The organism is Ideonella sp., assembly GCF_041918995.1.
Classification (GTDB): Bacteria; Pseudomonadota; Gammaproteobacteria; order Burkholderiales; family Burkholderiaceae_C; genus Ideonella.
In genome coordinates this window covers 162,445-183,438 of sequence record NZ_JAYRUN010000002.1, presented here as the reverse complement: position 1 = coordinate 183,438, position 20,994 = coordinate 162,445, and the positions used below count along the sequence as shown (strand labels likewise).

Sequence of the window (20,994 nt, the reverse complement as noted above, 5' to 3'; positions counted from 1 at the left end):
GGGCCTGCGTGTCAGGCCGCGGCGGGCGCGTCGAACAGCGACGCCTGCACCGGCACACGGCCCAGGCCGGTGGCAGGCACAGCGTCGCGCGTCGCCGCGCGCGGCCGGTGGTCGGCCGTCACCACGAACGGCAGCACTTTCTTCACCGGCACGCGCAGGCGCTGCAGGTCGTCGGCCCGCAGCCGCCGCACGCGGCGGCTGGCCAGCAGACGGTCCACCGCCTTGACACCCAGGCCGGGCACACGCAGCAGCAGCTCGCGCGGCGCGGTGTTCAGGTCCACGGGGAAGCGCTCGGGATGGGCCAGTGCCCAGGCGAGCTTGGGGTCCACGTCCAGGCGCAGCAGGCCGGCGTCGCCGCCCGGGCGGGACGGCCCGGGCACGATCTCGTCCGCCGCGAAGCCGTAGAAGCGCATCAGCCAGTCGGCCTGGTACAGGCGATGCTCGCGCTGCAGGGGCGGCGCATGCGGCGGCAGCTGGCGCGAGGCATCGGGGATGGGGCTGAACGCCGAGTAGTACACCCGCTTGAGGCCATAGCTGGCGTACAGCGTGTGGCTGGTGGCCAGGATGGTGCGGTCGTCGGCGCCATCGGCGCCCACGATCATCTGCGTGCTCTGGCCCGCCGGCGCGAAGGGCGGCGGCGTGGCGGCGCGGGGCCGCAGCGCCGCCCCGGCGCGCGGCGCGGCCGGCCGCCCGGCGTCCTTCGCGTCGTCGATCAGCAGCCGCAGCCGCGCCATGGAGCGGCGGATGCCCACCGCGTCCTTCTCGGGCGCCAGGGCGGCCAGGCCGGCGGGCGTGGGCAGCTCCAGGTTGATGCTCAGCCGGTCGGCGTGGCGGCCGGCCGCGGCCAGCAGCTCGGGCGCGGCATCCGGAATCGTCTTGAGGTGGATGTAGCCGCGGAAGTGGTGGTCCTCGCGCAGTGCGCGTGCCACCTCCACCAGCTGCTCCATGGTGTAGTCGGGGCTGCGGATGATGCCGCTGGACAGGAACAGCCCCTCGATGAGGTTGCGACGGTAGAAGTCCAGCGTGAGCTGCACCACCTCCGCGGGCCGGAAGCGCGCCCGCGGCACGTTGCTGCTCACCCGGTTGACGCAGTACAGGCAGTCGAACTGGCAGTGGTTCGTGAGCAGGATCTTCAGCAGCGACACGCAGCGCCCGTCCGGCGTGTAGCTGTGGCAGATCCCCATGCCCTCGGTGGAGCCCAGGCCCACCCCATCGCGCGAATCACGCTTCGTGCTGCCGCTGGACGCGCAGGACGCGTCGTACTTGGCCGCATCGGCCAGCACCGCGAGCTTGGCAATCAGGTCCATGGAGATACTGTATAGAAATACAGTAGCCCAAGGTCCAAGGTGGCTTTCTCAGTGCCTGAAATGGCGGGTGCCGGTGAGCACCATCGCAATGCCGCGCTCGTCGGCGGCAGCGATCACTTCGTCGTCGCGCATGGAGCCGCCCGGGTGGATGACGCAGGTGGCGCCGGCGTCCACCACCACGTCCAGGCCGTCGCGGAACGGGAAGAACGCGTCGCTGGCCACGGCCGTGCCCTGCAGCGACAGGCCGGCGGCCTGCGCCTTGATGCTGGCGATGCGGGCGGAATCGAGCCGGCTCATCTGGCCCGCACCCACGCCGAAGGTCATGCCGTCCTTGCAGAACACGATGGCGTTGCTCTTGACGAAGCGCGCCACGGTCCAGGCGAAGCGCAGGTCCTGCAGCTGCTGCGCGGTGGGCTGCACCTTGGTGACCACCTTCAGCTCACCCACCACATCGACGTTGTCCGCCGACTGCAGCAGCAGGCCGCCGCCCACGCGTTTGAAGTCGAGCGCATTCACGGCGCCGCTGATGGGCACCTCGAGCAGGCGCACGTTCGTCTTGCTGGCATAGGCCTCGCGCGCGGCGGGCGTCACCTGCGGCGCGATCGCCACCTCGACGAAGTGCTTGCGCTCGTGGATGGCGGCCACCACGTCGGCGTCCAGCGGCCGGTTGAAGGCGATGATGCCGCCGAAGGCGCTCGTGGGGTCGGTCTTGAACGCCTTCTCGTAGGCCTCCAGCAGCGTGGCGCCCACCGCCACACCGCAGGGGTTGGCGTGCTTGACGATCACGCAGGCCGGCAGGTCGAAGGCCTTCACGCACTCCCAGGCCGCGTCCGCGTCGGCGATGTTGTTGAAGCTCAGCTCCTTGCCCTGGATCTGCGTCCAGCCGGCCAGCAGGCCCTGCGCCACCTGCGCCTCGCGGTAGAACGCGGCGCTCTGGTGCGGGTTCTCGCCATAACGCATGCCCTGCACCTTGTGCAGCTGCAGGTTGTACACGGCCGGGTACTCGGCGCGGGCCGGCACCGCCGCGGTGCGGTCCTCGGCGCCGGCTTCCAGGGCGGTGAGGTAGTTGGCGATCATGCCGTCGTAGGCGGCGGTGTGGGCGAACACCTTCTTGGCCAGCATGAATTTGGTGGTGCGCGTCAGGCGCTGGCCGCCGGACGCCTGCAGCTCGGCCAGCACCTGCGGGTAGTCGGCGGGGTCGATCACCACGCCCACGTCCTGCCAGTTCTTGGCGGCGGCGCGCAGCATGGCCGGCCCGCCGATGTCGATGTTCTCGATGGCGTCGTCCAGCGTGCAGTCGGCCTTGGCGGTGGCCTGCGCGAAGGGGTAGAGGTTGATCACCAGCAGGTCGATGGTGTCGATGCCGTGCGCCTGCAGCGCGGCCATGTGCTCGGGCAGGTCGCGCCGGGCCAGCAGGCCACCGTGCACGCGCGGGTGCAGCGTCTTCACCCGGCCGTCGAGCATCTCGGGAAAGCCGGTGACCTCGCTCACCTCGGTGACGGGCAGGCCGGCGCCGGCCAGCAGCTTGGCGGTGCCGCCGGTGGACAGCAGGCGGATGCCGTGGCCGTGCAGGGCCTGGGCCAGTTCGACGATGCCGGTCTTGTCGGAGACCGAGAGCAGGGCGGTGAGTCGGGTCATGGGGAGGGGCTCAGTGAAGTGTGGAATCGTTCGGGCCGGCCGGGCGGGCGCGCCGGGCGGCTAGATCAGCTGGTGTTCGAGCAGCTTGCGGCGCAGGGTGTTGCGGTTGATGCCCAGCCACTCGGCGGCCTTGCTCTGGTTGCCGCCGGCCTGCTGCATCACCACATCCAGCAGCGGCTTCTCCACCGTGCGGATCACCATGTCGTGCAGCGAATGCGGCTCGGCGCCGTCCAGGTCCTTGAAGTACTGCGTCAGGGTCTCGCGGACGCAGTCCTCGATGCTTTTCTTGCTCATGCGAAGGGGTGGGCTGCGTGCCGCCGGGCGGTGACGGCGCGCCCGCGGCACGCCGGGCGCACCGCCGATGCAGGCGCGCGCGTCAGGCGGAAAGGGTGAAGTGGTCGGGGTTGGCCGCCGCGGGCACGGGAAGGCGCTCGTGGCGGTCGGCAAGGTGGTCGAAGAAGCGGGTCACCGCGTGCCACTGGGCATCGGCGTCGTCGAGCATGTTCATGGCCGCGCGGAAGGCCTCGCCGCCGGGCAGGGTGCGCACGGCCCAGCCGATGTGCTTGCGCGCGCTTCGCACGCCGCTGGCCTCGCCGTACAGGCGGTAGTGGTCGCTCAGGTGCTCGGTGAGCCAGCGCTGCACATCGCGCGTGGCGGGCGCCGGCCGGTGCGCGCCGTGAGCCAGGTAGTGGGCGATGTCGGCGAAGATCCACGGCCGGCCCTGGGCGGCGCGGCCCACCATGACGGCGTCGCAGCCCGTGGCCCGCAGCACCTCGGCGGCACGCTCGGGCGTGTCGATGTCGCCGTTGGCCACCACGGGGATGCGCAGCGCCGCCTTGATGGCCGCCACGGTGTCGTGCTCGGCCTGGCCGCCATAGCCTTGTTCGCGCGTGCGTCCGTGCACGGTGACCAGCGCCACGCCGGCGCTTTCGGCGGCCCGGGCGATGGACAGCGCATTGCGCTCGGCGGCGCACCAGCCGGTGCGCATCTTGAGCGTGACGGGCACGCCGCGCGGCGCGCAGGCCGCCACCACCGCCTCGACGATGGCCAGGGCGCCCGCCTCGTCGCGCATCAGCGCCGAGCCGGCCCAGGTGTTGCACACCTTCTTCGCCGGGCAGCCCATGTTGATGTCGATGATCTGGGCGCCGCGGTCGATGTTGTAGGCGGCCGCCTCGGCCATCATCGCGGGCTCGGTGCCGGCGATCTGCACGGCGATGGGGCCGGGCTCGCCCTCGTGGTTGGCGCGCCGGGAGGTCTTGAGCGAATCCCAGAGCTCGCGCTTCGAGGTGACCATCTCGCTGACGGCGTGGCCGGCGCCCAGGCGCCGGCACAGCTGTCGGAAGGGCCGGTCCGTCACACCCGCCATCGGCGCCACGAACAGGTTGTTCGCCAGCCGATGGGGCCCGATGTGCATGGGCCGCAGCAGGGAGGGGGACGAAGGGGCGGGCGACATCGGCTGCTCAAAAAGAAGGCAGGGATTCTACCGGCCGCGCCCCGGTGGCCCGCCCGGCGGCCTGCGCGGGCGCGCCGGGTGCATCCACGGCGTGTCAGGGCTTGCCGTTCTGCTGGCGTCGCCACAGGTTGATGGCACGGTCCATGAAACCCGTCATGATGGCCTTGTCGCGCTGCAGCTTGTACAGCGCGCGGGCGATGCGCCCGCGCAGCTCGGGCGAGTTGCACGCCGAGCGGTGGGACATGGTCACGTAGAGGTTCTCGCGCGCCACCGGCTCGCCGAGCATCTTGACGTCGCTGATGTTGCGCCGCGCCAGGAACGCCTGGCCGGGGTAGTCCTCATAGACGAGGTAGTCGGCGCGCCGGTTCTGCACGATCTGGATCGCCTGCTCCAGGCTGGCCACCTGGTTGATGCGCAGCTTGTCCTTGGCGTAGCGGTCGAACTCCTCGCCGAAGCTGTTGTTGATCACGGTGACGCCCTGACGGCCGATGAGGTCGTTCCAGCGCCGGAACTTCATGCCGCTGTCGTCGCCGCGCGTCCAGATCACCGAGCGCGTCTCGTAGAACGCCGGGTGGAAGTAGTCCATGTACTCGGTGCGCGGCAGCGTGAAGAAGGCGCCGGCGATCATGTCCAGGTGGCCCAGCCGGGTCTCCTCCTGCACGCGGCCCCAGGGCCCGCTGTACTGCACCTCGATGGGCACGCCGATCTCGCGCGCGAGCCACTGCATCATCTCGGCGTTGGCGCCGATGAGGCGGTTCTCGTTGTCCGGGTCGCGCCAGAGGTAGGGCGGGTACTCGGGGTTGCCCGAGGCCACCAGCTGCGCGCAGGCCTGGGCCGACGCGGGGGCGGCCGGCGCCCATCCCAGCAGGGCTGCCAGGGCGGCCATCAGGGCGACTCGACAACGGCGAAGGTGACGCAGCATGGTGGGCCTCGGGTCGTGACAGGGCAACGGGAACGGGGCGGCGCGGGGCCCCGCCGCGATTGTGACGCCCGCCACCCATAATCGGCCTTGATGGAATCGAGCATCCTGTCATGGGTGGAGGGGCTGTTGACGGCGCTGGCGGTGCCCAAGCTGGGCCTGACCGCCGTCTTCCTCATCTCCGTGCTGTCGGCCACGCTGCTGCCGCTCGGCTCGGAGTTCGCCGTGGTCGGCCTGGTGAAGCTGGACCCCACGCTGTTCTGGCCGGCCGTGGCGGTGGCCACCGTCGGCAACACGCTGGGCGGGGCCATCAGCTGGTGGATGGGGTATGGCGCCGAGCGGGCGTACGAGCACATCAAGCACCGGCCCCCGCACGAGGCGCGCGCGCTGCAGTGGCTGCAGCGCTTCGGCCCCAAGGCCTGCCTGCTGAGCTGGCTGCCGGCCGTGGGCGACCCGCTGTGTGCCGTGGCCGGCTGGCTCAAGCTGCCGTTCTGGCCGTGCGTGCTGTACATGGCCATCGGCAAGTTCGCGCGCTATGTCAGCATGACGGCGGCCCTGCTCTGGTGGTTCCCCGGCGAGCTCCACTGGCCCACCGGGTGAGGCGCCGGCGCGCCCCGGTTCAGTGCCGGAACGCGCCGTCTTCGCGCCGCTGCGACCGGCCGGAGGCGCAGCTGCTGAACTCGCGGTTGCCGCTGGGCGTGGGGTGGGCGGATTCCCACACCGCCTGGCGACCGTCCCACTTCAGGTACTTGTACTGCACGCGGCTGCGCGCCGGCAGCGTCACCGTGCCGCTCCAGGGCGCGTCCGCCCCGCTGCCCTGGATGCGCAAGGGGACGCCGCGTGCCGGGTTCCACTGGCCCAGGGCCGGGGTGTCACCCACGACGACCACCTCCTGGCCCCACTGGGTGCGGGCCTCGGCGATGGTGAAGCGCACCGCGCAGCCGCTGCCGCCCGGGCCGGCCACCCTCTGGCCCGTAGATGACCACCGCCGGCACGCTGCTGCCGTCGTTGGGCCCGATCGTGAGCGCGGCGCTGCCGTCGGCCTGCACCGTGATGGTGGCGCCCGTGCAGGCGCTGCCGTCGGGGGTGAGCGTGCCCTGCACGACGTTGCAGTAGGTGCCCGCCGGCAGGCCGGTGGCGAAGGTGCGCTGCCATGTCTGGCCGCTGTTGCTGAGGGCGACGAAGCCGGCATTGCCGCGGTTGAAGGCCACCTGCTGGCGGTTGTCGCCCACCGTCCAGCGCTGCTGCGGCTGGCCCGCCATGGCCGAGCGGAACTTCACCAGGGGGGAGATGTCGCTCCAGCGGTGCACGAAATCCCACACCACGTTGATCTGCGGCTGGCCGTCCCGGTAGGGGCTCGCGGCGGGACGGTCGTCGTCATGGTGGGTGAAGCGGAAGCCGGAGTGCAGCTGGGCCTCGCCATAGCCCTGGCTGAGCATGAAGATGTTGGCCAGGTCGTAGCGCTTGGTGCCCACGGTGTCGTTCACCGCACCCGGTGAGTGGTTGGCCGTGGTCAGGGAGCTGCCGTTGCGCTCGGTGTCCCAGTTGTTCACGAAGACGGTGGCGTGCTGCGGCGGCATGAAGCCCCAGCTGCCGCCCCACTGGCCCCAGCTGCCCATGAGGGCCGGGATGTCGGCGAGGGCCAGGCCGTCCTCCCCGCGGAACACCTGGCGCATGGCGTAGCTGAACTTGAACTCGTTCACGGTGCCCAGGCCGAAGTACGCCGCGCGGTCCACGCCGCCGTCGGGAATGATCTCCTGGGTGACCCACAGGGGCTCGCCCTGGCGGGTCAGCGGATGCGTGCTGCGCACGGCCGACAGGATCGCCTGCCATGGCGCCACCGGCATGTGCTTGGCCGCGTCGATGCGCAAGCCATCCACACCCATGTCGAGCAGGCGCCGCAGGTAGTCGGTGATCTGGCCCTGCACGTAGCCGCTTTCGGTGGCCAGGTCGGGCAGACCGCCGAGGCGGCAGTCCATCACCCGCTGGCGCCCGGACGGGCCGTCGTAGTCCGCCGGCTGGATGACACAGTGCGGATGGAAGTCGAAGCCACTGAAGGCGGGGTAGCGCAGGCTGCCGCCGTCCCAGGTGCTGCCGTCGGTGGCGGTGCCGCTGCCGTCAGCCATCTGGTTCACCACCACGTCCGTGTACACCCGCACCCCGGCGGCGTGGCAGGTGTCGATCATCTGCTGCAGCTGCGCGGGCGTGCCCATGCGGCTCGTGAGGTCGAGGTAGTTGACGGGCTGGTAGACGCCCCACCAGCCGTCGGCCACCTTCGAGGCATGCGGCGGGGAGATCTGCACCGCGCCGTAGCCCTGGGGGCCCAGCCATTCGGTGCACTCGCGGGCGATGTCGGGCCAGCTCCACTGGAACATCTGGACGGAGGTGTCTTTCGGGTTCAGCGCGGCGGTGCCGGGCAACGGCAGGCTGGTCAGCACCACCGCGACGGCGGCGCTCAGGGCGTGTCTCCTCTGGGGCATGGGGGCTCCTCGTGGTGGGAAAGGCCAAACCAGGCCACCGGATGACGCGTGTCCGCGGGGTGGGATCCGGCCAAGGCCGGGGAATGCAGTTTCACTACCGGATGGGGCGGCCTGCAAGCGTCGACAGGGGAACGTAGTGGGTTACCCCGGTGCGACAAGGTAATCGGCCGCAACGCTTCTGCCGTGGCCAATCCCCGTAGTCCGGCTACGTACGCTGACCGCCATCCCCCATGAGAGGGTGGCGAAAGCCCGCTGGTCGCCGGAACCGGGGCGCGGACAATCGGTCCCACCCCGTCTTTCCTCTGCCTCGCCGCGGCCCACCGGCCGGCGGCTGCCCCCATGCCTTCCGCGACCCCGCACTACGACGCGCTCAGCCACCGCTTCACGCGCATCCACCGTTTCAACCACCTGCAGCAGATCGCGTACTGGGACCTGGCGGCGAACATGCCGCCCAAGGGACACGCGGCGCGCGCGGATGCGCTGGCCGAGATCACCGGCCTGCTGCACCAGATGCGCACCGACCCGGCGCTGGGCGAGCAGCTCGATGCCGCCGGCGCGGAGCCGCTGGATGCGCTGCAGGCGGCCAACCTGCGCGAGATCCGCCGCCAGTGGCTGTCCGCCACCGCCCTGCCGCAGGCGCTGGTGGAGCAGCGCAGCCGCGTCACCAGCGCCTGCGAGCACGCCTGGCGACAGCAGCGCCCCGCCAACGACTGGGCCGGCTTCCTGCCCAACCTGCAGCAGGTGCTGGCCGTCACCCGCGAGTGCGCCCAGCGCCTGGCGGACGCCACCGGCCTCGCGCCCTACGACGCGCTGATGGACCAGTACGAGCCCGGCACCACCAGCGCCCAGGTGGCCGCGGTGTTCACCGAGCTGCGCACCTGGCTGCCGGACCTCATCCGCCGCGTGGCCGACAAGCAGTCGCGCGAGGTGGTGCTCAGCCCGCACGGGCCGTTTCCCGTCGCCGCGCAGCGCGCGCTGTGCGAACGCGTGATGGGCCTGCTCGGCTTCGATTTCGACGCCGGCCGGCTGGACGTCAGCGCCCATCCGTTTTCCGGCGGCGTGCCCGAGGACGTGCGCCTGACCACGCGCTTTCGCGAGGACGATTTCCTGCAGAGCCTGATGGGCACCATCCACGAGACCGGCCATGGCCGCTACGAGCAGAACCTGCCGCGTGCGCTGCTGGGCCAGCCCGTGGCCGAGGCGCGCTCCATGGCCATCCACGAAAGCCAGAGCCTGGCCTTCGAGATGCAGCTGGGCGGCCATGCGGGCTTCGCCGCGCTGCTCTCACCGCTGCTGGTGGAGGCCTTCGGCGACCAGGCGGCCTTCATGCCCGGCAACCTGCATCGCCTGCTCACCCGCGTGAAGCCCGGGTTCATCCGCGTGGACGCCGACGAGGTGACCTACCCCGCCCACGTCATCCTGCGCTTCGAGATCGAGCGTGCCCTGATCGCGGGCGACGCGGAGGCGGCCGACATCCCCGCGCTGTGGGACGCCGCGATGCAGGAGCTGCTCGGGATCGACACGCGCGGCAACTTTGCCGATGGCCCCATGCAGGACGTGCACTGGCCGGAGGGCCTGTTCGGCTACTTCCCCTGCTACACGCTCGGTGCCATGTACGCGGCCCAGTGGTTTGCCGCCATGCGACGCAGCCTGCCCGACCTGGACGCGCGCCTGATGGCGGGCGACCTGGCACCGGTGTTCGACTGGCTCAAGGAGCAGATCTGGCAGCAGGGCAGCCGCTGGACCACCGAGGAGCTCTCCCGGCGCATCAGCGGCGAGCCGCTCAACCCGGCCCACTTCCGGGCGCACTTGGAGGCGCGCTACCTGGGCTGACGCGCCCGGGCGCGCGCGGCGGCGGCCTCAGCGGGCGTGGCCGCGGCGCTCCACCAGCGCGGGCGCGTGGTCGCGCACCCGCGCCTCGAGCTGGTCCAGCACGTGGTGCAGGCGCTCCGCCAGGTCGTTGCCCGAGCGGCGCAGCGCCAGCTTGGGCAGCAGGCGCCGTTCACGCATCAGCACGTCGGCGTCCAGCGGCACGCCGTGGGCAGCGAACACCGGGGCGAGCTCGGCGCTGCGCGCGCGCAGCAGCCGGCGCGTCTGGCCGTAGGCGTGTTCCGCGAGCTCGCGCCGGCGCTTGTAGCTGAAGGTGCCGGCGTGGTACAGCCGCGGGTCGTGGTGGTCCGGCTCCAGCAGCACGATGTCGCACGCCGGGTGGCTGCGGCGGTAGCCGCGCATGCCCAGCTCCAGGCGCGAATGGATGAGCGAGCGGAAGGTCTGGCTCATCACGGCCGGCAGGCCGGCGCTGGCCAGGTGGGGGATGCGCCCGGTGTGTCCCTCGCCGGTGGCGCCCGTGCGCTGCGACGCGTCGAAGGGCACCAGCGGGTTCAGGCAGATCAGCAGGTCCTGCCCCTGGTCGAGCAGCACCGAGGCGTGCATCGTCTTCTTCAGCGCGCCATCGACGTAGTGCCTCCCGTGGATCGCCACCGGCGGGTACAGGCCGGGCAGCGCCGCGCTGGCGATGACCGCCCGCGCAATCGGGGTGTCGTCCCAGCCTGGCAGCCCGAAGGGTGCGGCCTCGCCGGTGTCGAGGTCGGTGGCCACGACGACCAGCGGTCGCGCGAGCTGGCGGAAGTCGTTCGTGCGCCCGGACGCGGAGAACACGCGCTCCAGCTGCGCCTGCATGGCCTGGTTGTCGAACAGGCCGGTGGGCAGCGCGCCGCCGAGGCGGCAGAGCGCGCCGGCCAGCGAGGCCCCGCCGGCCAGCCAGTCCCAGCCGGCGCGCGCCGCCATGCCGGGCAGGCGGCGCAGGCGGCGCTGGTACTCCCGCCAGGCGGGGCGCGTGAACAGCCGCGGGTCGATGAGGTCGTCGGTGCCGTCGCCGTCGATGAAGGCGGCGCACATCTGGCGCGGCGTCATGCCGTTGGCCAGCCCGGCGGCGATGAAGGCGCCGGCAGAGACGCCCACGTAGGCGTTGAGCTGGGTGAAATCGAGCCCCGGCAGCGCCTCTTCGAGGGCGCACAGGGCGCCGATCTCGTGGATGGCGCCCAGCGGCCCGCCACCGGCCAGCGCCAGCGCGATGCGCGCCGGGGCAGCCGGGGAGGCGGAGCGGGCGGGGCGGCTCAAGCGGTGTCAGCCCGCGATCAGGCGGTGGTGGCCTCGGCGGCCGGCGCCGACTTGGCGGCGGCCTTGCGCGGGGCCGCCTTGCGCGGTGCGGCCTTGGCGGGCGCCGCCTTCTTCGGTGCCGGTGCCGCGGCCTTGGCGGCCTTGGCGCGCGGTGCCGCCTTCTTGGCAGCGGCCGGCTTGTCGGCCACGGGGGCGGCGGCCGCGGCGCGGCGGCTGCGCTTGGGAGCGGCCACGTCACCGCCCAGCTGGGCCACGGCGGAGGCGAGCGCATCGACACGCGCCGTCAGCTCGGCCACGTCCTTGGCGGTGGGCACGCCCAGCTTGCCCAGTGCCTTGGCGGTGCGGGCTTCGAAGATGGACTCCAGCTTGTCCCAGGAGGCGTTCGCCTTGGTGGTGACCTCGCCAGCCATGGCGCTCATCTTGCCGGTCACTTCGCCCAGGCGCTCCTCGGCCACGGCCTGGGTGCGACGCTGCAGGCCGACGCCCTCCTTGACCAGGGCCTCGAACACCTTGCCGCCTTCTTCCTGGGCCTTCGCGAAGGCACCCATGCCGGCCAGCCAGATCTGCTGCGCGGAGGCCTTCACGGCGCCGGCCAGCTGGTTGTCGAGCAGCCCGGCCGGGGAGCTGGCCTTCTGCTGCGCCATCTTCTTGAGCTTCTTGACCATGGTCGGGTCCTTCCTCTGAGCGCAGCTGCGTGCGCGTGTTCTTGCGGTCCTTGGCGACACTGCCAATGGTCAGTGTAGAGAGCGCGTCTGGAGGCGGCATCCTAAAGCGCTAGGGCGCCGCCTCCATCTGGGGTAAGCGCCGAACGGCCGACCGGGACGGACGCCGCACAATCCCCTGTCGTCGACATTGCCCCCAGGAGAGAGCTTCATGCGGTATTTCGTCACCGGTGCCACCGGCTTCATCGGCAAACGCCTGGTCAGGAAGCTGCTGGGGCGGCGAGGCTCGACGGTGTACTTCCTGGTGCGGCCGGGCAGCGAGGACAAGGTGCCCGCCCTGCTGCAGGAGTGGGGCGTGTCCAAGGCGCGTGCGGTCGCCGTGACCGGCGACCTGACGCAGAAGAAGCTCGGGGTGGCCGCCGAGACCCTGAAGACGCTCAAGGGCCAGATCGACGCGGTCTACCACCTGGCGGCCGTGTACGACCTGTCCGCCGACGAGGAGACGCAGGTGCGCGTCAACGTGGAAGGCACGCGCCATGTGGTGGAGTTCGCCCGCGCCGTGGACGCCGGGCACCTGCACCACGTCAGCTCGATCGCCGCCGCCGGGCTGTACGAGGGCGTGTTCCGCGAGGACATGTTCGAGGAGGCCGAGGGGCTGGACCACCCGTACTTCATGACCAAGCACGAGTCCGAGAAGATCGTGCGCCAGGAGAGCAAGCTGCCCTGGACGGTCTACCGCCCCGCCATGGTGGTGGGCGACTCGCGCACCGGCGAGATGGACAAGATCGACGGGCCCTACTACTTCTTCAAGCTCATCCAGCGCATGCGCCAGATCCTGCCGCCGTGGATGCCGGCGGTGGGCCTGGAGGGCGGGCGCGTGAACATCGTGCCGGTGGATTTCGTGGTGGACGCACTCGACCACATCAGCCACGCCAAGGCGGACCTGCGTGGCCGCTGCTTCCATCTGGTGGACCCGGTGGGCTACCGCGTGGGCGACGTGCTGGACATCTTCGCCAAGGCCGCCCACGCGCCGAAGATGAACCTGTTCGTCAACGCGGCGCTGCTGGGCTTCATTCCCAAGAGCGTCAAGAAGGGGCTGATGGCCATCGCCCCGGTGCGCCGCGTGCGCCAGGCCGTGATGAACGACCTCGGGCTGCCCGAGGACATGCTCACCTTCGTCAACTACCCCACGCGCTTCGATTGCCGCGAGACGACGGCCGCGCTGAAGGGCTCGGGCATCGCCTGCCCCAACCTGCACGACTACGCGTGGCTGCTGTGGGACTACTGGGAACGGCACCTGGACCCGGACCTGCTGATCGACCGTTCACTGCGCGGCACGGTGGGCGGCAAGGTGGTGCTGGTCACGGGGGGCTCCTCGGGCATCGGCCTGGCCGCGGCCAGGAAGTTCGCCGAAGCCGGCGCCATCACCGTCATCTGTGCGCGCGACGAGGTCAAGCTCAAGGAGGCGCAGGCGGAGATCGTGGCGCACGCGGGCGACGACGCCCAGGTGCACATCTACTCGGCCGACATCGCCAACGAGCAGAGCTGCGGCGATATGGTCGCCTGGCTCAACGAGCAGTTCGGGGGCGTCGACTTCCTCATCAACAACGCCGGCCGGTCCATCCGCCGGGCGATCGAGAACAGCTACGATCGCTTCCACGACTTCGAGCGCACCATGCAGCTGAACTACTTCGGCTGCCTGCGCGTGACCATGGGCCTGCTGCCCGGCATGGTGAGCAAGCGCCGCGGCCACGTGGTGAACATCAGCTCCATTGGCGTGCTGACGAACGCCCCGCGGTTCTCTGCCTATGTCGCCAGCAAGGCGGCGCTGGATGCCTGGACCCGCTGCGCGTCCAGCGAGTACGCCGACCAGGGGGTGAGCTTCACCACGATCAACATGCCGTTGGTGCGCACGCCCATGATCGCGCCCACCAAGATCTACAACAACGTGCCCACGCTGAGCCCCGAGGAGGCGGCCGACATGATCGCGCAGGCCTGCGTGTACAAGCCGGTGCGCATCGCCACGCGCCTGGGCATCACGGGCCAGCTCATGCACGCCCTGGTGCCGCGCGTCGCCCAGATCGTGATGAACACCAGCTTCCGCATGTTCCCCGACTCCGACGCGGCGCAGGGTGGCAAGGGCGGCAAGCCGCAGCTGTCGCCCGAGGCCGTGGCGTTGCAGCAGATGATGCGCGGCATCCACTTCTGACCGCCCGGGCGACCCGGGCGGGTGGGCTCAGGCCATGAAGCGGCCGCCCTGGGGCGGCACCCGCGCGGCCCAGCCCAGCTCGCGGCCCACCAGCTGGCGCAGGGCGTCGCTGGCCTCCGGCTCGCCGTGCACGATGAAGGTCTGGCGCGGCGGGCGGTGGAAGCGGCTCATCCAGTCGATCAGCTCGCGCTGGTCGGCATGGCCGGAGAAGCCCTCCAGGTGGGTGACGGACGCGTTCACCGGCACCCATTCGCCGTGGATCTTCACCTCGCGCGCGCCGCCCACCAGCAGCGCCCCGCGGCTGCCCCCGACCTGGAAGCCCGCGAAGACGATGTGGTGCCGAGGGTCCGGCGCCAGTGCCTTCAGGTGGTGCAGCACCCGGCCGCCGGTGGCCATGCCGCTGGCGGAGATGATGACGCCTGGCATGCGTGCATTGGCCAGCCGCTGCGACTGCACGCCGGTGGTCACCAGGCGCACGCCGTCGCACAGGTTGGCCATCTCGCGCTGCGGCACACGCAGCAGCCGGCGGTGGCGCCGGTACAGCTCGGTGGCCTCGATGGCCATGGGGCTGTCGAGGTAGATGGGCAGGTGCGCCGGGATCTCGCCGGCTGCCTTCAGGCGCTGCAGCACCACCAGCAGCGCCTGGGCTCGCCCCACGGCGAAGGCGGGCAGCAGCACCGAGCCGCCGCGGTGGATGGTCTCGCGCACGATGGCAGCGAGCTCCGCCTGCACGTCCTCGGGCGGGTGCAGCCGGTTGCCGTAGGTCGATTCCACGATCAGGACGTCGGCCTCGCCGGGGTGCTGGGGCGCCGGCATCAGCAGGTCGTGCTGGCGGCCCACGTCGCCGGAATACACAAGCTTCTCCTGGCCATGCGCCAGCGTGACGGCGCTGGCGCCCAGGAGGTGGCCGATCGGCGTGAGCGTGACGCTGAGCCCGCCGATGCGGGCCGCCTGGCCCTCGCGGATGGGCTTGAACAGTGACAGGGCCTTCTTCGCGTCCGCCTTGGTGAACAGCGGCAAGGCCTTGTCGTGGCGCGAGTAGCCGTAGCGGTTCGCGCGCCGGGCGTCTTCCTCCTGCAGGTGGGCGGCGTCCAGCAACAGCACCTCGGCCAGGTCGCGCGTGGCGTGCGAGCACCACACGGGGCCCTTGAAGCCGCGCTTGGCCAGCACCGGCAGGTAGCCGGAATGGTCGAGGTGGGCATGGCTGAGGACCACCGCGTCCAGCGAGCGCGGCTCGAAGGGCGCTGGGGACCAGTTGCGCTCACGCAGCACCTTGAAGCCCTGGAACAGGCCGGCGTCGAGCAGGACGCGCTGGCCACCCCAGGTGACGAGATGCCGCGACCCGGTGACGGTGTCGGCCGCGCCGAAGAAGTCGATCTGCATGGGGCTGGCGGTCACTCCCCGGCCGGCGCCGCCACGGCCACGGCGGCCACGCGTCCCTGGTCGTCCGCGCGCAGGGCCGATTCCGCCGCCTGCAACAGCGGCAGCAGCTGGTCGCCGTGCTCGGGGTAGACCGCCACGCCGACGCGCGCGCTGGGGTGCAGCACCTCCACGCCGGTGTTCACCGGCCCGGCCAGGGCCGAGGCGACCTTGTGCGCCACCATCTCGGCCTGCTCGGCCTGCTGGATGTCGACCAGCAGCGCCACGAACTGGCCGCGGTCCAGGCGGACGGCGGTGTCGGTCTTGCGCAGCTCGAAATGCAGGCGGCCGGCGGTGGCACGCAGCAGGTCGTCGCCGAGCGTCGGCCCATGGCGCTCGCACAGCTCGTCGAAGCCCTCCAGCTCGATCAGCAGCACGCCCAGGCGCGTGCCGGCGCGGGCCGCCCGCTGCATGGCCATCTCGGCGCGGTCGGCGAGCACGGCGCGGCTGGGCAGGCCGGTGAGGCTGTCGTGCAACGTGAGCGGGATGGGAGCGTCCGCGGGCGCCTCGCCCTCGGCCTCGACGGCGATCAGGCCGGTGACCCCACCGTGGGCGTTGCGCAGGGTGCCCAGCGACAGGGCGGTGGTGCGCGGCTCGCCGTCGCGGCGGCGCAGCACCCAGGCGTGGTCGTCGGTCAGGCCCTCGCGCAGCCGGGCCGAGAAGACGGCGGCATCGGCGGGGACGTCGATGCCGAGGTCCTCGGACAGCTCGGCCGCCCGGGCGACCACGTCGTCCTGGCGCAGCAGCGTGCCGATGAGCGGCTGGCCCGCCAGCTCCTCGGGGTCGTGCCCCAGGGCCTGGGCACCGGCCGGGTTGATCCAGCGGATGCGACCGTCCAGGTCCAGCCCCATGACGAGGCGGGGGAAGCGGTCGATCAGCAGGCGATGCGCCTCACCCAGCTCCAGCCAGGTGAGGGCGTCGAGGTCGAATGGGGGGGGCGTGTGGCGGTCCATGGGGCAGTGTCCCACGGGCGCGAAGCCACCGACAAGAGTGCACGCAGCGGGCCGGATCGCGTCAGGGTCGCCGGCCGCGCCTGGCTGGCATCAGCCCCGGCCGCCGCCGCGCGACGAGCGGCCACCGCCGCCGCCGTGGCCGCCCTGGCCGCCGCGGGGGCCGCCGCCACCGCCACCGCCACCGCCACCGCCACGACCGCCCCGGGACGGGCCGGCCGGCCCGCGGGAGGACGGCTGGCCGCCGCCGCCCATGGCGTGGGCGCCGCCGGGCCGACCGCCCCGGCCACCGCCACCGCCGCCACCGCCTGCGCCACCGCGGCGGGTGCCCCCCACGCCGATGGTCATGCGGCCCAGCACGATGGGCTCGGCCTTCTCACCGGCCGGCACGTCGAAGCCCGGCACGGCCTCGCGGGGAATCTGGCGCTTGATCAGCTTCTCGATGTCCCGCAGGAAGAGCTCCTCGTCCGGGCACACGAGCGAGACCGCCTCGCCCTGGGCGCCGGCGCGGCCGGTGCGGCCGATGCGGTGCACGTAGTCCTCGGGCACGTTGGGCAGCTCGAAGTTCACCACGTGGGGCAGCTGGTCGATGTCGATGCCGCGTGCCGCGATGTCGGTCGCCACCAGCACCTGCAGCTCACCGCTCTTGAAGTCGGCCAGTGCCTTGGTGCGTGCGCCCTGGCTCTTGTTGCCATGGATGGCCATGGCGCTGATGTCGCTCTTGTTCAGGAACTCCGCCAGGCGGTTGGCACCGTGCTTCATGCGCGTGAACACCAGCACCTGGTGCCAGTCGCCCTGGCGGATGAGGTGGGCCAGGAGCTCCTTCTTGCCGTCGCGGCCCACCGGATGCACCTTCTGGGCGATGGTGTCCGCGGTGGCATTGCGCCGGGCCACCTCGATGAGCGCCGGCTGGTTCAGCAGGCGGTCGGCGAGCGCCTTGATGTCGTCGCTGAAGGTGGCCGAGAACAGCAGGCTCTGCTTGTGCTGCGGCAGGATGGCCAGCACCTTCTTGATGTCGTGGATGAAGCCCATGTCGAGCATGCGGTCGGCTTCATCGAGCACGAAGATCTGCACCTGCGACAGGTCCAGCGTGCCTTGCTGGTGGTGGTCCAGCAGGCGGCCGGGCGTGGCCACCAGGATGTCCACGCCCTTGCGCAGGCGGTCGATCTGCGGCTGCATGCCGACGCCGCCGAACATGACCATGCTGGTCAGCGGCAGGAACTTGCCGTAGGTGCGCACGCTTTCCTCCACCTGGGCCGCGAGCTCGCGGGTGGGGGTGAGGATGAGGGCACGGATGGCGATGCGTCCGCGCGCGTCGCGCTTGGGGCCCTGCGCGGCCAGCCGGTGCAGCAGCGGCAGTGTGAACCCGGCGGTCTTGCCGGTGCCGGTCTGCGCGCCGGCCATGAGGTCGCCGCCCTGCAGGACGGCGGGAATGGCTTGCGCCTGGATGGGGGTGGGCTGGGAATAGCCTTGTTCGCGAACGGCACGAACAATCGGTTCGGCCAGGCCGAGGGAATCGAAGGACATGGGTGATGGAGGGCCCGCGGGGGGCTTCACGCCGGGCCCATCACCCGCGACACAGGCCACCGAGGCGGTGGGGTCGGGGGACCAGCCAGGGGCCCGGCCGGATGAAGGTGCGCACCACACAGGGGGCCCTGCATGGGAGGCAGGGCGGGCGCGCTGTCAGGACTGACAGACCACCGTCGAGGCTGGACCTCGCGGGGCTGGCGGCAGTGTACCAGGGGGCCGCGGGCCGGCCATGAGAAAGGGCCGGGAAACCCGGCCCTTGGCGTGGGGCGCACGGCGCCTCAGGCGCCGTGCGCTGCGCCTCCGCGCGTCAGAAGCCGCCGACGTTCAGCCGGCCGCCGGTCACCGTCTTGCCGTTGAGCGAGGCGGTGGCGGTGGTGCTGCCGAGGATCGCCGCCTTGAGCTGCGCGGCGTTCAGGCCGGGGTTGCGCTTGGCGTACAGGGCGATCGCGCCGGCCACGTGCGGCGTGGCCATGGACGTGCCGCTGTACGACGCGTACGAGTTGGTCGGCACGGTGGAGTTGATGCCGGCACCCGGTGCCCCCAGGTCCACCGTGTTCAGGCCGTAGTTGGAGAAGCTCGACATCGTGCCGTTGCTGTTCAGCGAGGCCACCGCGATCACGTTCGAGTTCGGGTAGCTGGCCGGGTAGAACGGCGTGTTGTCGATGTTCATCCCGTTGTTGCCAGCCGCGGCCACGAAGAGGATGTTGGCGGCATTGGCACGCTCGATGGCGTCCTGCAGGCCCTGCGAGAAGCCACCGCCACCCCAGGAGTTGTTGGTGGCCACCAGGTTCAGGTTGTGGCGGCTCTTCAGGTCGGTGACGTAGTCGACCGACTTGATCGCATTGGCCGTGGTGCCGCCGAAGCTGCCCAGGAACTTGACGTGCAGCATCTTGACCTTCCAGCACACGCCGGCCACGCCCACGCCGTTGTTGCCGACACCGCCGATGGTGCCCGACACGTGCGTGCCGTGGTCGTCGCCGGTGCCGTCGTACACCGACTTGTTGTTGCCGTCGAAGTCCCAGCCGTGCTTGTCGTCGACGTAGCCGTTGCCGTCGTCGTCGATGCCGTTGCCGTCGGTCTCGGCGGCGTTCTTCCAGTGGTTGGCCTTCAGGTCCGGGTGGGTGTACTGCACGCCCTCGTCGATCACGCCCACGACCACGCCCTTGCAGCTGTAGTGGTCGTTGTTCCAGGCTTCACCGGCCTGGCTGCCGTACTGGTTGGTCTGCAGCGGCGAGCTGTCGCCGTACATGCCCCACAGCTGGCCGTTCACGTAGTACGGATCGTTGGAGACGGCGGTGTGCTGGTAGATCCAGTTCGGCTCGGCGAACTCGACCGCGTCCTGCGCGTGCAGCGCACGCACGGCCGCGGCCAGGTTGGCGCCCTGCGGCAGGCTGATGCGGTGCAGGTCGCCGCGCACGCGCTCCAGCAGCTTGCCGCCCACCTTGTTCAGGGCGGTCAGGCGGCTGCTCTCGGCCGCGTCGGCCTTGAACTGCACGAGCATTTCGCCGCGCACGAACTGGCGGTGCGGTTGCTGCAGCTCGGCCACGACGAGATCCGGCTTGCCGCCAGCCAGCGCGCCGCCGGCCAGCGAGGCCAGGGCAGTGACGATCAGCGTGTGGCGGAAGCGGGGGGTGATACGACGCATGGAAGGGCTCCTGTGCATGGGGGGAGGGTCAAGGCCGGCGTGAGGGCCGGCATCAGGGATCCGGATGCTCTGCCTCCCCCACAGGGGTGTCGACCCTTCAGCCTAGGGGCGAGTGGGAACCCTTGTCCCCCAAAAAGGCGCAGGCCGGTCCTGGGACCGGCCTGCGGGGTTGACGCCCCTGGGGGCGCGTGTCACGGACCGACGTGCGGCCCGCCGACCGTCATCAGAAACCGCTCACGTCCAGGCGACCCCCAGTGACCGTCTTGCCGGCGAGCGAGGTGGTGGGCACCGCCGAGTTCAGGATGGCTGCCTTGATCTGCGTCGCGGTGGCGGTGGGATGCAGCGAGGCGTACAGCGCCACGGCGCCGGTGACGTGCGGCGTGGCCATCGAGGTGCCGTCGTAGGCGGCGTAGCCCGGCGTGACCACGCCGTTCACGTTCTTCGGCACGGTCGACCAGATGGCAGAGCCGGGCGCGCCCAGGTCCACGGAGGTCAGGCCGTAGTTCGAGAAGCCGGACTTCGTGCCCTTCTTGGTGATCGACGCCACCGAGATGATGTTGCTGCTGGTGTAGCTGGCGGGGTAGGCCGGCTTCTTGTCGGTGTTCTGGCCGATGCCCAGCAGGTTGCCGTTGCCGGCGGCCGCGACGAACAGGATGCCGGCGGCGCCCTGGCGGTCGATCGCGTCCTTCAGGGCCTGCGAGAACCCGCCGCCGCCCCAGGAGTTGTTGGTGGCGACCAGCTTGATGCCGTGGCGGGTCTTCAGGTCGGTCATGTAGTCGACGGCCAGGATGGCGTCGGCCGTGGTGCCGCCCTGGGCGCCCAGGAACTTGGCGTTGACCATCTTCACCGTGCCGCAGATGCCGGCCACGCCTTCGGCGTTGTTGCGCACGGCGCCGATGGTGCCCGACACGTGCGTGCCGTGGTCGTCGCCCACGCCGTCGAAGGTCGTGTTGTCGTCGCCGACGAAGTCCCAGCCATGCACGTCGTCGACATAGCCGTTGCCGTCGTCGTCGATGCCGTTGCCGGCCACCTCGAACGGGTTGACCCAGATGTTGGCCTGGGTGTCCGGGTGGCTGGTCATGACACCTTCGTCGATGATGCCCACCACCACGTCCGACGAGCAGTCCTTGCCCACGTTCCAGGCTTCGGCGGCCTGGCTGCCGTACGGGTTCTTGCGGCCCGGCGACGCGTCACCGTACACACCCCAGAGGCTGCCGTCGGCGTAGTAGGGGTCGTTCGGCGCGGCCTGGGTGCCGTAGATCCAGTTCGGCTCGACGAACTTCACGGCGCCGTGCGCGCGCAGCGTGCGCAGCGCATCGGTCACGGCCCGACCTTGGGGCAGGCGCACCAGGTGGAGCTCGCCGTCCTGGGCCGCGCGGCGCAGCACCTTGGCCGAGCGGGCGCCAAGCGTCTTCAGGGCGGCGTCGCGCGCGGCAGCGGCCATGCCGGGTCGGAACTGCACCAGCAGCTCGTCCGCCACGAAACGCAGGTCGGTGCGCTGCAGGTCGGCGTCGATGCGGGCCGGGGAGGCGTGCGCGCCGGCGGCGCAGACGGTGGCGACGGCGGCGGCCACGAGGCCGCGGGAGAAGCGTTGTTTCATGCGTCAGCTCTTTCGGGTGGGAGGCGTGGGTCTGTCGCCGGGAAGGCGGCCGGCCGATTGTG

Annotated in this window: 17 protein-coding genes; 3 read left to right on the top strand and 14 right to left on the bottom strand. The window is 71.3% G+C overall.

Going from position 1 to position 20,994, the window contains the following annotated elements:
• Positions 1-11: 11 nt before the first annotated feature.
• The 5 genes from ACE3UN_RS02660 to ACE3UN_RS02640 form a co-directional block, all read right to left on the bottom strand.
• The gene (locus tag ACE3UN_RS02660; RefSeq protein WP_374673362.1) at positions 12-1,307 is read right to left on the bottom strand and encodes a putative DNA modification/repair radical SAM protein; all 1,296 of its coding nucleotides are present in this window, start codon (positions 1,305-1,307) and stop codon (positions 12-14) included.
• Between the two features lie 48 nt (positions 1,308-1,355).
• Positions 1,356-2,945, bottom strand: a complete 1,590-nt coding sequence (purH, locus tag ACE3UN_RS02655; protein ID WP_374673361.1) for a bifunctional phosphoribosylaminoimidazolecarboxamide formyltransferase/IMP cyclohydrolase — start codon at positions 2,943-2,945, stop codon at positions 1,356-1,358.
• Between the two features lie 60 nt (positions 2,946-3,005).
• Positions 3,006-3,239 (bottom strand): Fis family transcriptional regulator, encoded by a 234-nt coding sequence (locus ACE3UN_RS02650; protein WP_374673360.1) that lies wholly within the window; start codon positions 3,237-3,239, stop codon positions 3,006-3,008.
• An 82-nt stretch (positions 3,240-3,321) separates the two neighbouring features.
• Positions 3,322-4,359 (bottom strand): tRNA dihydrouridine synthase DusB, encoded by a 1,038-nt coding sequence (dusB, locus tag ACE3UN_RS02645; protein WP_374673448.1) that lies wholly within the window; start codon positions 4,357-4,359, stop codon positions 3,322-3,324.
• Positions 4,360-4,492: 133 nt separating this feature from the next.
• Positions 4,493-5,320 carry a substrate-binding periplasmic protein gene (locus ACE3UN_RS02640; RefSeq protein WP_374673359.1) on the bottom strand — a complete coding sequence of 276 codons (828 nt, stop codon included), beginning with the start codon at positions 5,318-5,320 and terminating at the stop codon, positions 4,493-4,495.
• Between the two features lie 90 nt (positions 5,321-5,410).
• On the opposite strand from ACE3UN_RS02640, the gene ACE3UN_RS02635 reads away from it, so the two are divergent.
• Positions 5,411-5,917 (top strand): YqaA family protein, encoded by a 507-nt coding sequence (locus ACE3UN_RS02635; RefSeq protein ID WP_374673358.1) that lies wholly within the window; start codon positions 5,411-5,413, stop codon positions 5,915-5,917.
• 19 nt (positions 5,918-5,936) lie between these two features.
• On the opposite strand, the gene ACE3UN_RS02630 is transcribed toward ACE3UN_RS02635, so the two are convergent.
• Both ACE3UN_RS02630 and ACE3UN_RS02625 read right to left on the bottom strand, forming a co-directional pair.
• Positions 5,937-6,197: a carbohydrate-binding module family 20 domain-containing protein gene (locus ACE3UN_RS02630; RefSeq protein WP_374673357.1), complete on the bottom strand. Its 261-nt coding sequence runs from the start codon at positions 6,195-6,197 to the stop codon at positions 5,937-5,939.
• Entirely contained in the window at positions 6,190-7,797 is a 1,608-nt protein-coding gene (locus ACE3UN_RS02625) for an alpha-amylase family protein (RefSeq protein WP_374673356.1), read from the bottom strand. The genes ACE3UN_RS02630 and ACE3UN_RS02625 overlap by 8 nt, the downstream gene beginning before the upstream one ends.
• A 339-nt stretch (positions 7,798-8,136) precedes the next feature.
• Here ACE3UN_RS02625 and ACE3UN_RS02620 point away from each other — a divergent pair, with 339 nt between their 5' ends.
• Positions 8,137-9,630, top strand: coding sequence for a carboxypeptidase M32 (locus ACE3UN_RS02620; protein WP_374673355.1), 1,494 nt, complete (start codon positions 8,137-8,139; stop codon positions 9,628-9,630).
• 27 nt (positions 9,631-9,657) lie between these two features.
• On the opposite strand, the gene ACE3UN_RS02615 is transcribed toward ACE3UN_RS02620, so the two are convergent.
• Positions 9,658-10,917, bottom strand: coding sequence for a patatin-like phospholipase family protein (locus tag ACE3UN_RS02615; protein WP_374673354.1), 1,260 nt, complete (start codon positions 10,915-10,917; stop codon positions 9,658-9,660).
• Between the two features lie 17 nt (positions 10,918-10,934).
• Entirely contained in the window at positions 10,935-11,582 is a 648-nt protein-coding gene (locus ACE3UN_RS02610) for a phasin family protein (RefSeq protein WP_374673353.1), read from the bottom strand.
• Between the two features lie 208 nt (positions 11,583-11,790).
• Here ACE3UN_RS02610 and ACE3UN_RS02605 point away from each other — a divergent pair, with 208 nt between their 5' ends.
• Positions 11,791-13,788, top strand: coding sequence for an SDR family oxidoreductase (locus ACE3UN_RS02605; RefSeq protein ID WP_374673352.1), 1,998 nt, complete (start codon positions 11,791-11,793; stop codon positions 13,786-13,788).
• 27 nt (positions 13,789-13,815) lie between these two features.
• Here the strand turns inward: ACE3UN_RS02605 and ACE3UN_RS02600 are convergent, their stop codons facing one another.
• The 5 genes from ACE3UN_RS02600 to ACE3UN_RS02580 all read right to left on the bottom strand — a co-directional run bounded on the left by ACE3UN_RS02600 (position 13,816) and on the right by ACE3UN_RS02580 (position 20,932).
• The gene (locus ACE3UN_RS02600) at positions 13,816-15,171 is read right to left on the bottom strand and encodes an MBL fold metallo-hydrolase RNA specificity domain-containing protein (protein ID WP_374673351.1); all 1,356 of its coding nucleotides are present in this window, start codon (positions 15,169-15,171) and stop codon (positions 13,816-13,818) included.
• Positions 15,172-15,182: 11 nt separating this feature from the next.
• Complete coding sequence (locus ACE3UN_RS02595; protein ID WP_374673350.1) at positions 15,183-16,160, bottom strand: diguanylate cyclase domain-containing protein; 978 nt, start codon at positions 16,158-16,160, stop codon at positions 15,183-15,185.
• A 90-nt stretch (positions 16,161-16,250) separates the two neighbouring features.
• Positions 16,251-17,684, bottom strand: a complete 1,434-nt coding sequence (locus ACE3UN_RS02590; RefSeq protein ID WP_374673349.1) for a DEAD/DEAH box helicase — start codon at positions 17,682-17,684, stop codon at positions 16,251-16,253.
• Positions 17,685-17,994: 310 nt separating this feature from the next.
• Positions 17,995-19,332: a S8 family peptidase gene (locus tag ACE3UN_RS02585; RefSeq protein WP_374673348.1), complete on the bottom strand. Its 1,338-nt coding sequence runs from the start codon at positions 19,330-19,332 to the stop codon at positions 17,995-17,997.
• A 223-nt stretch (positions 19,333-19,555) separates the two neighbouring features.
• Positions 19,556-20,932, bottom strand: coding sequence for a S8 family peptidase (locus tag ACE3UN_RS02580; protein WP_374673347.1), 1,377 nt, complete (start codon positions 20,930-20,932; stop codon positions 19,556-19,558).
• Positions 20,933-20,994 lie beyond the last annotated feature (62 nt).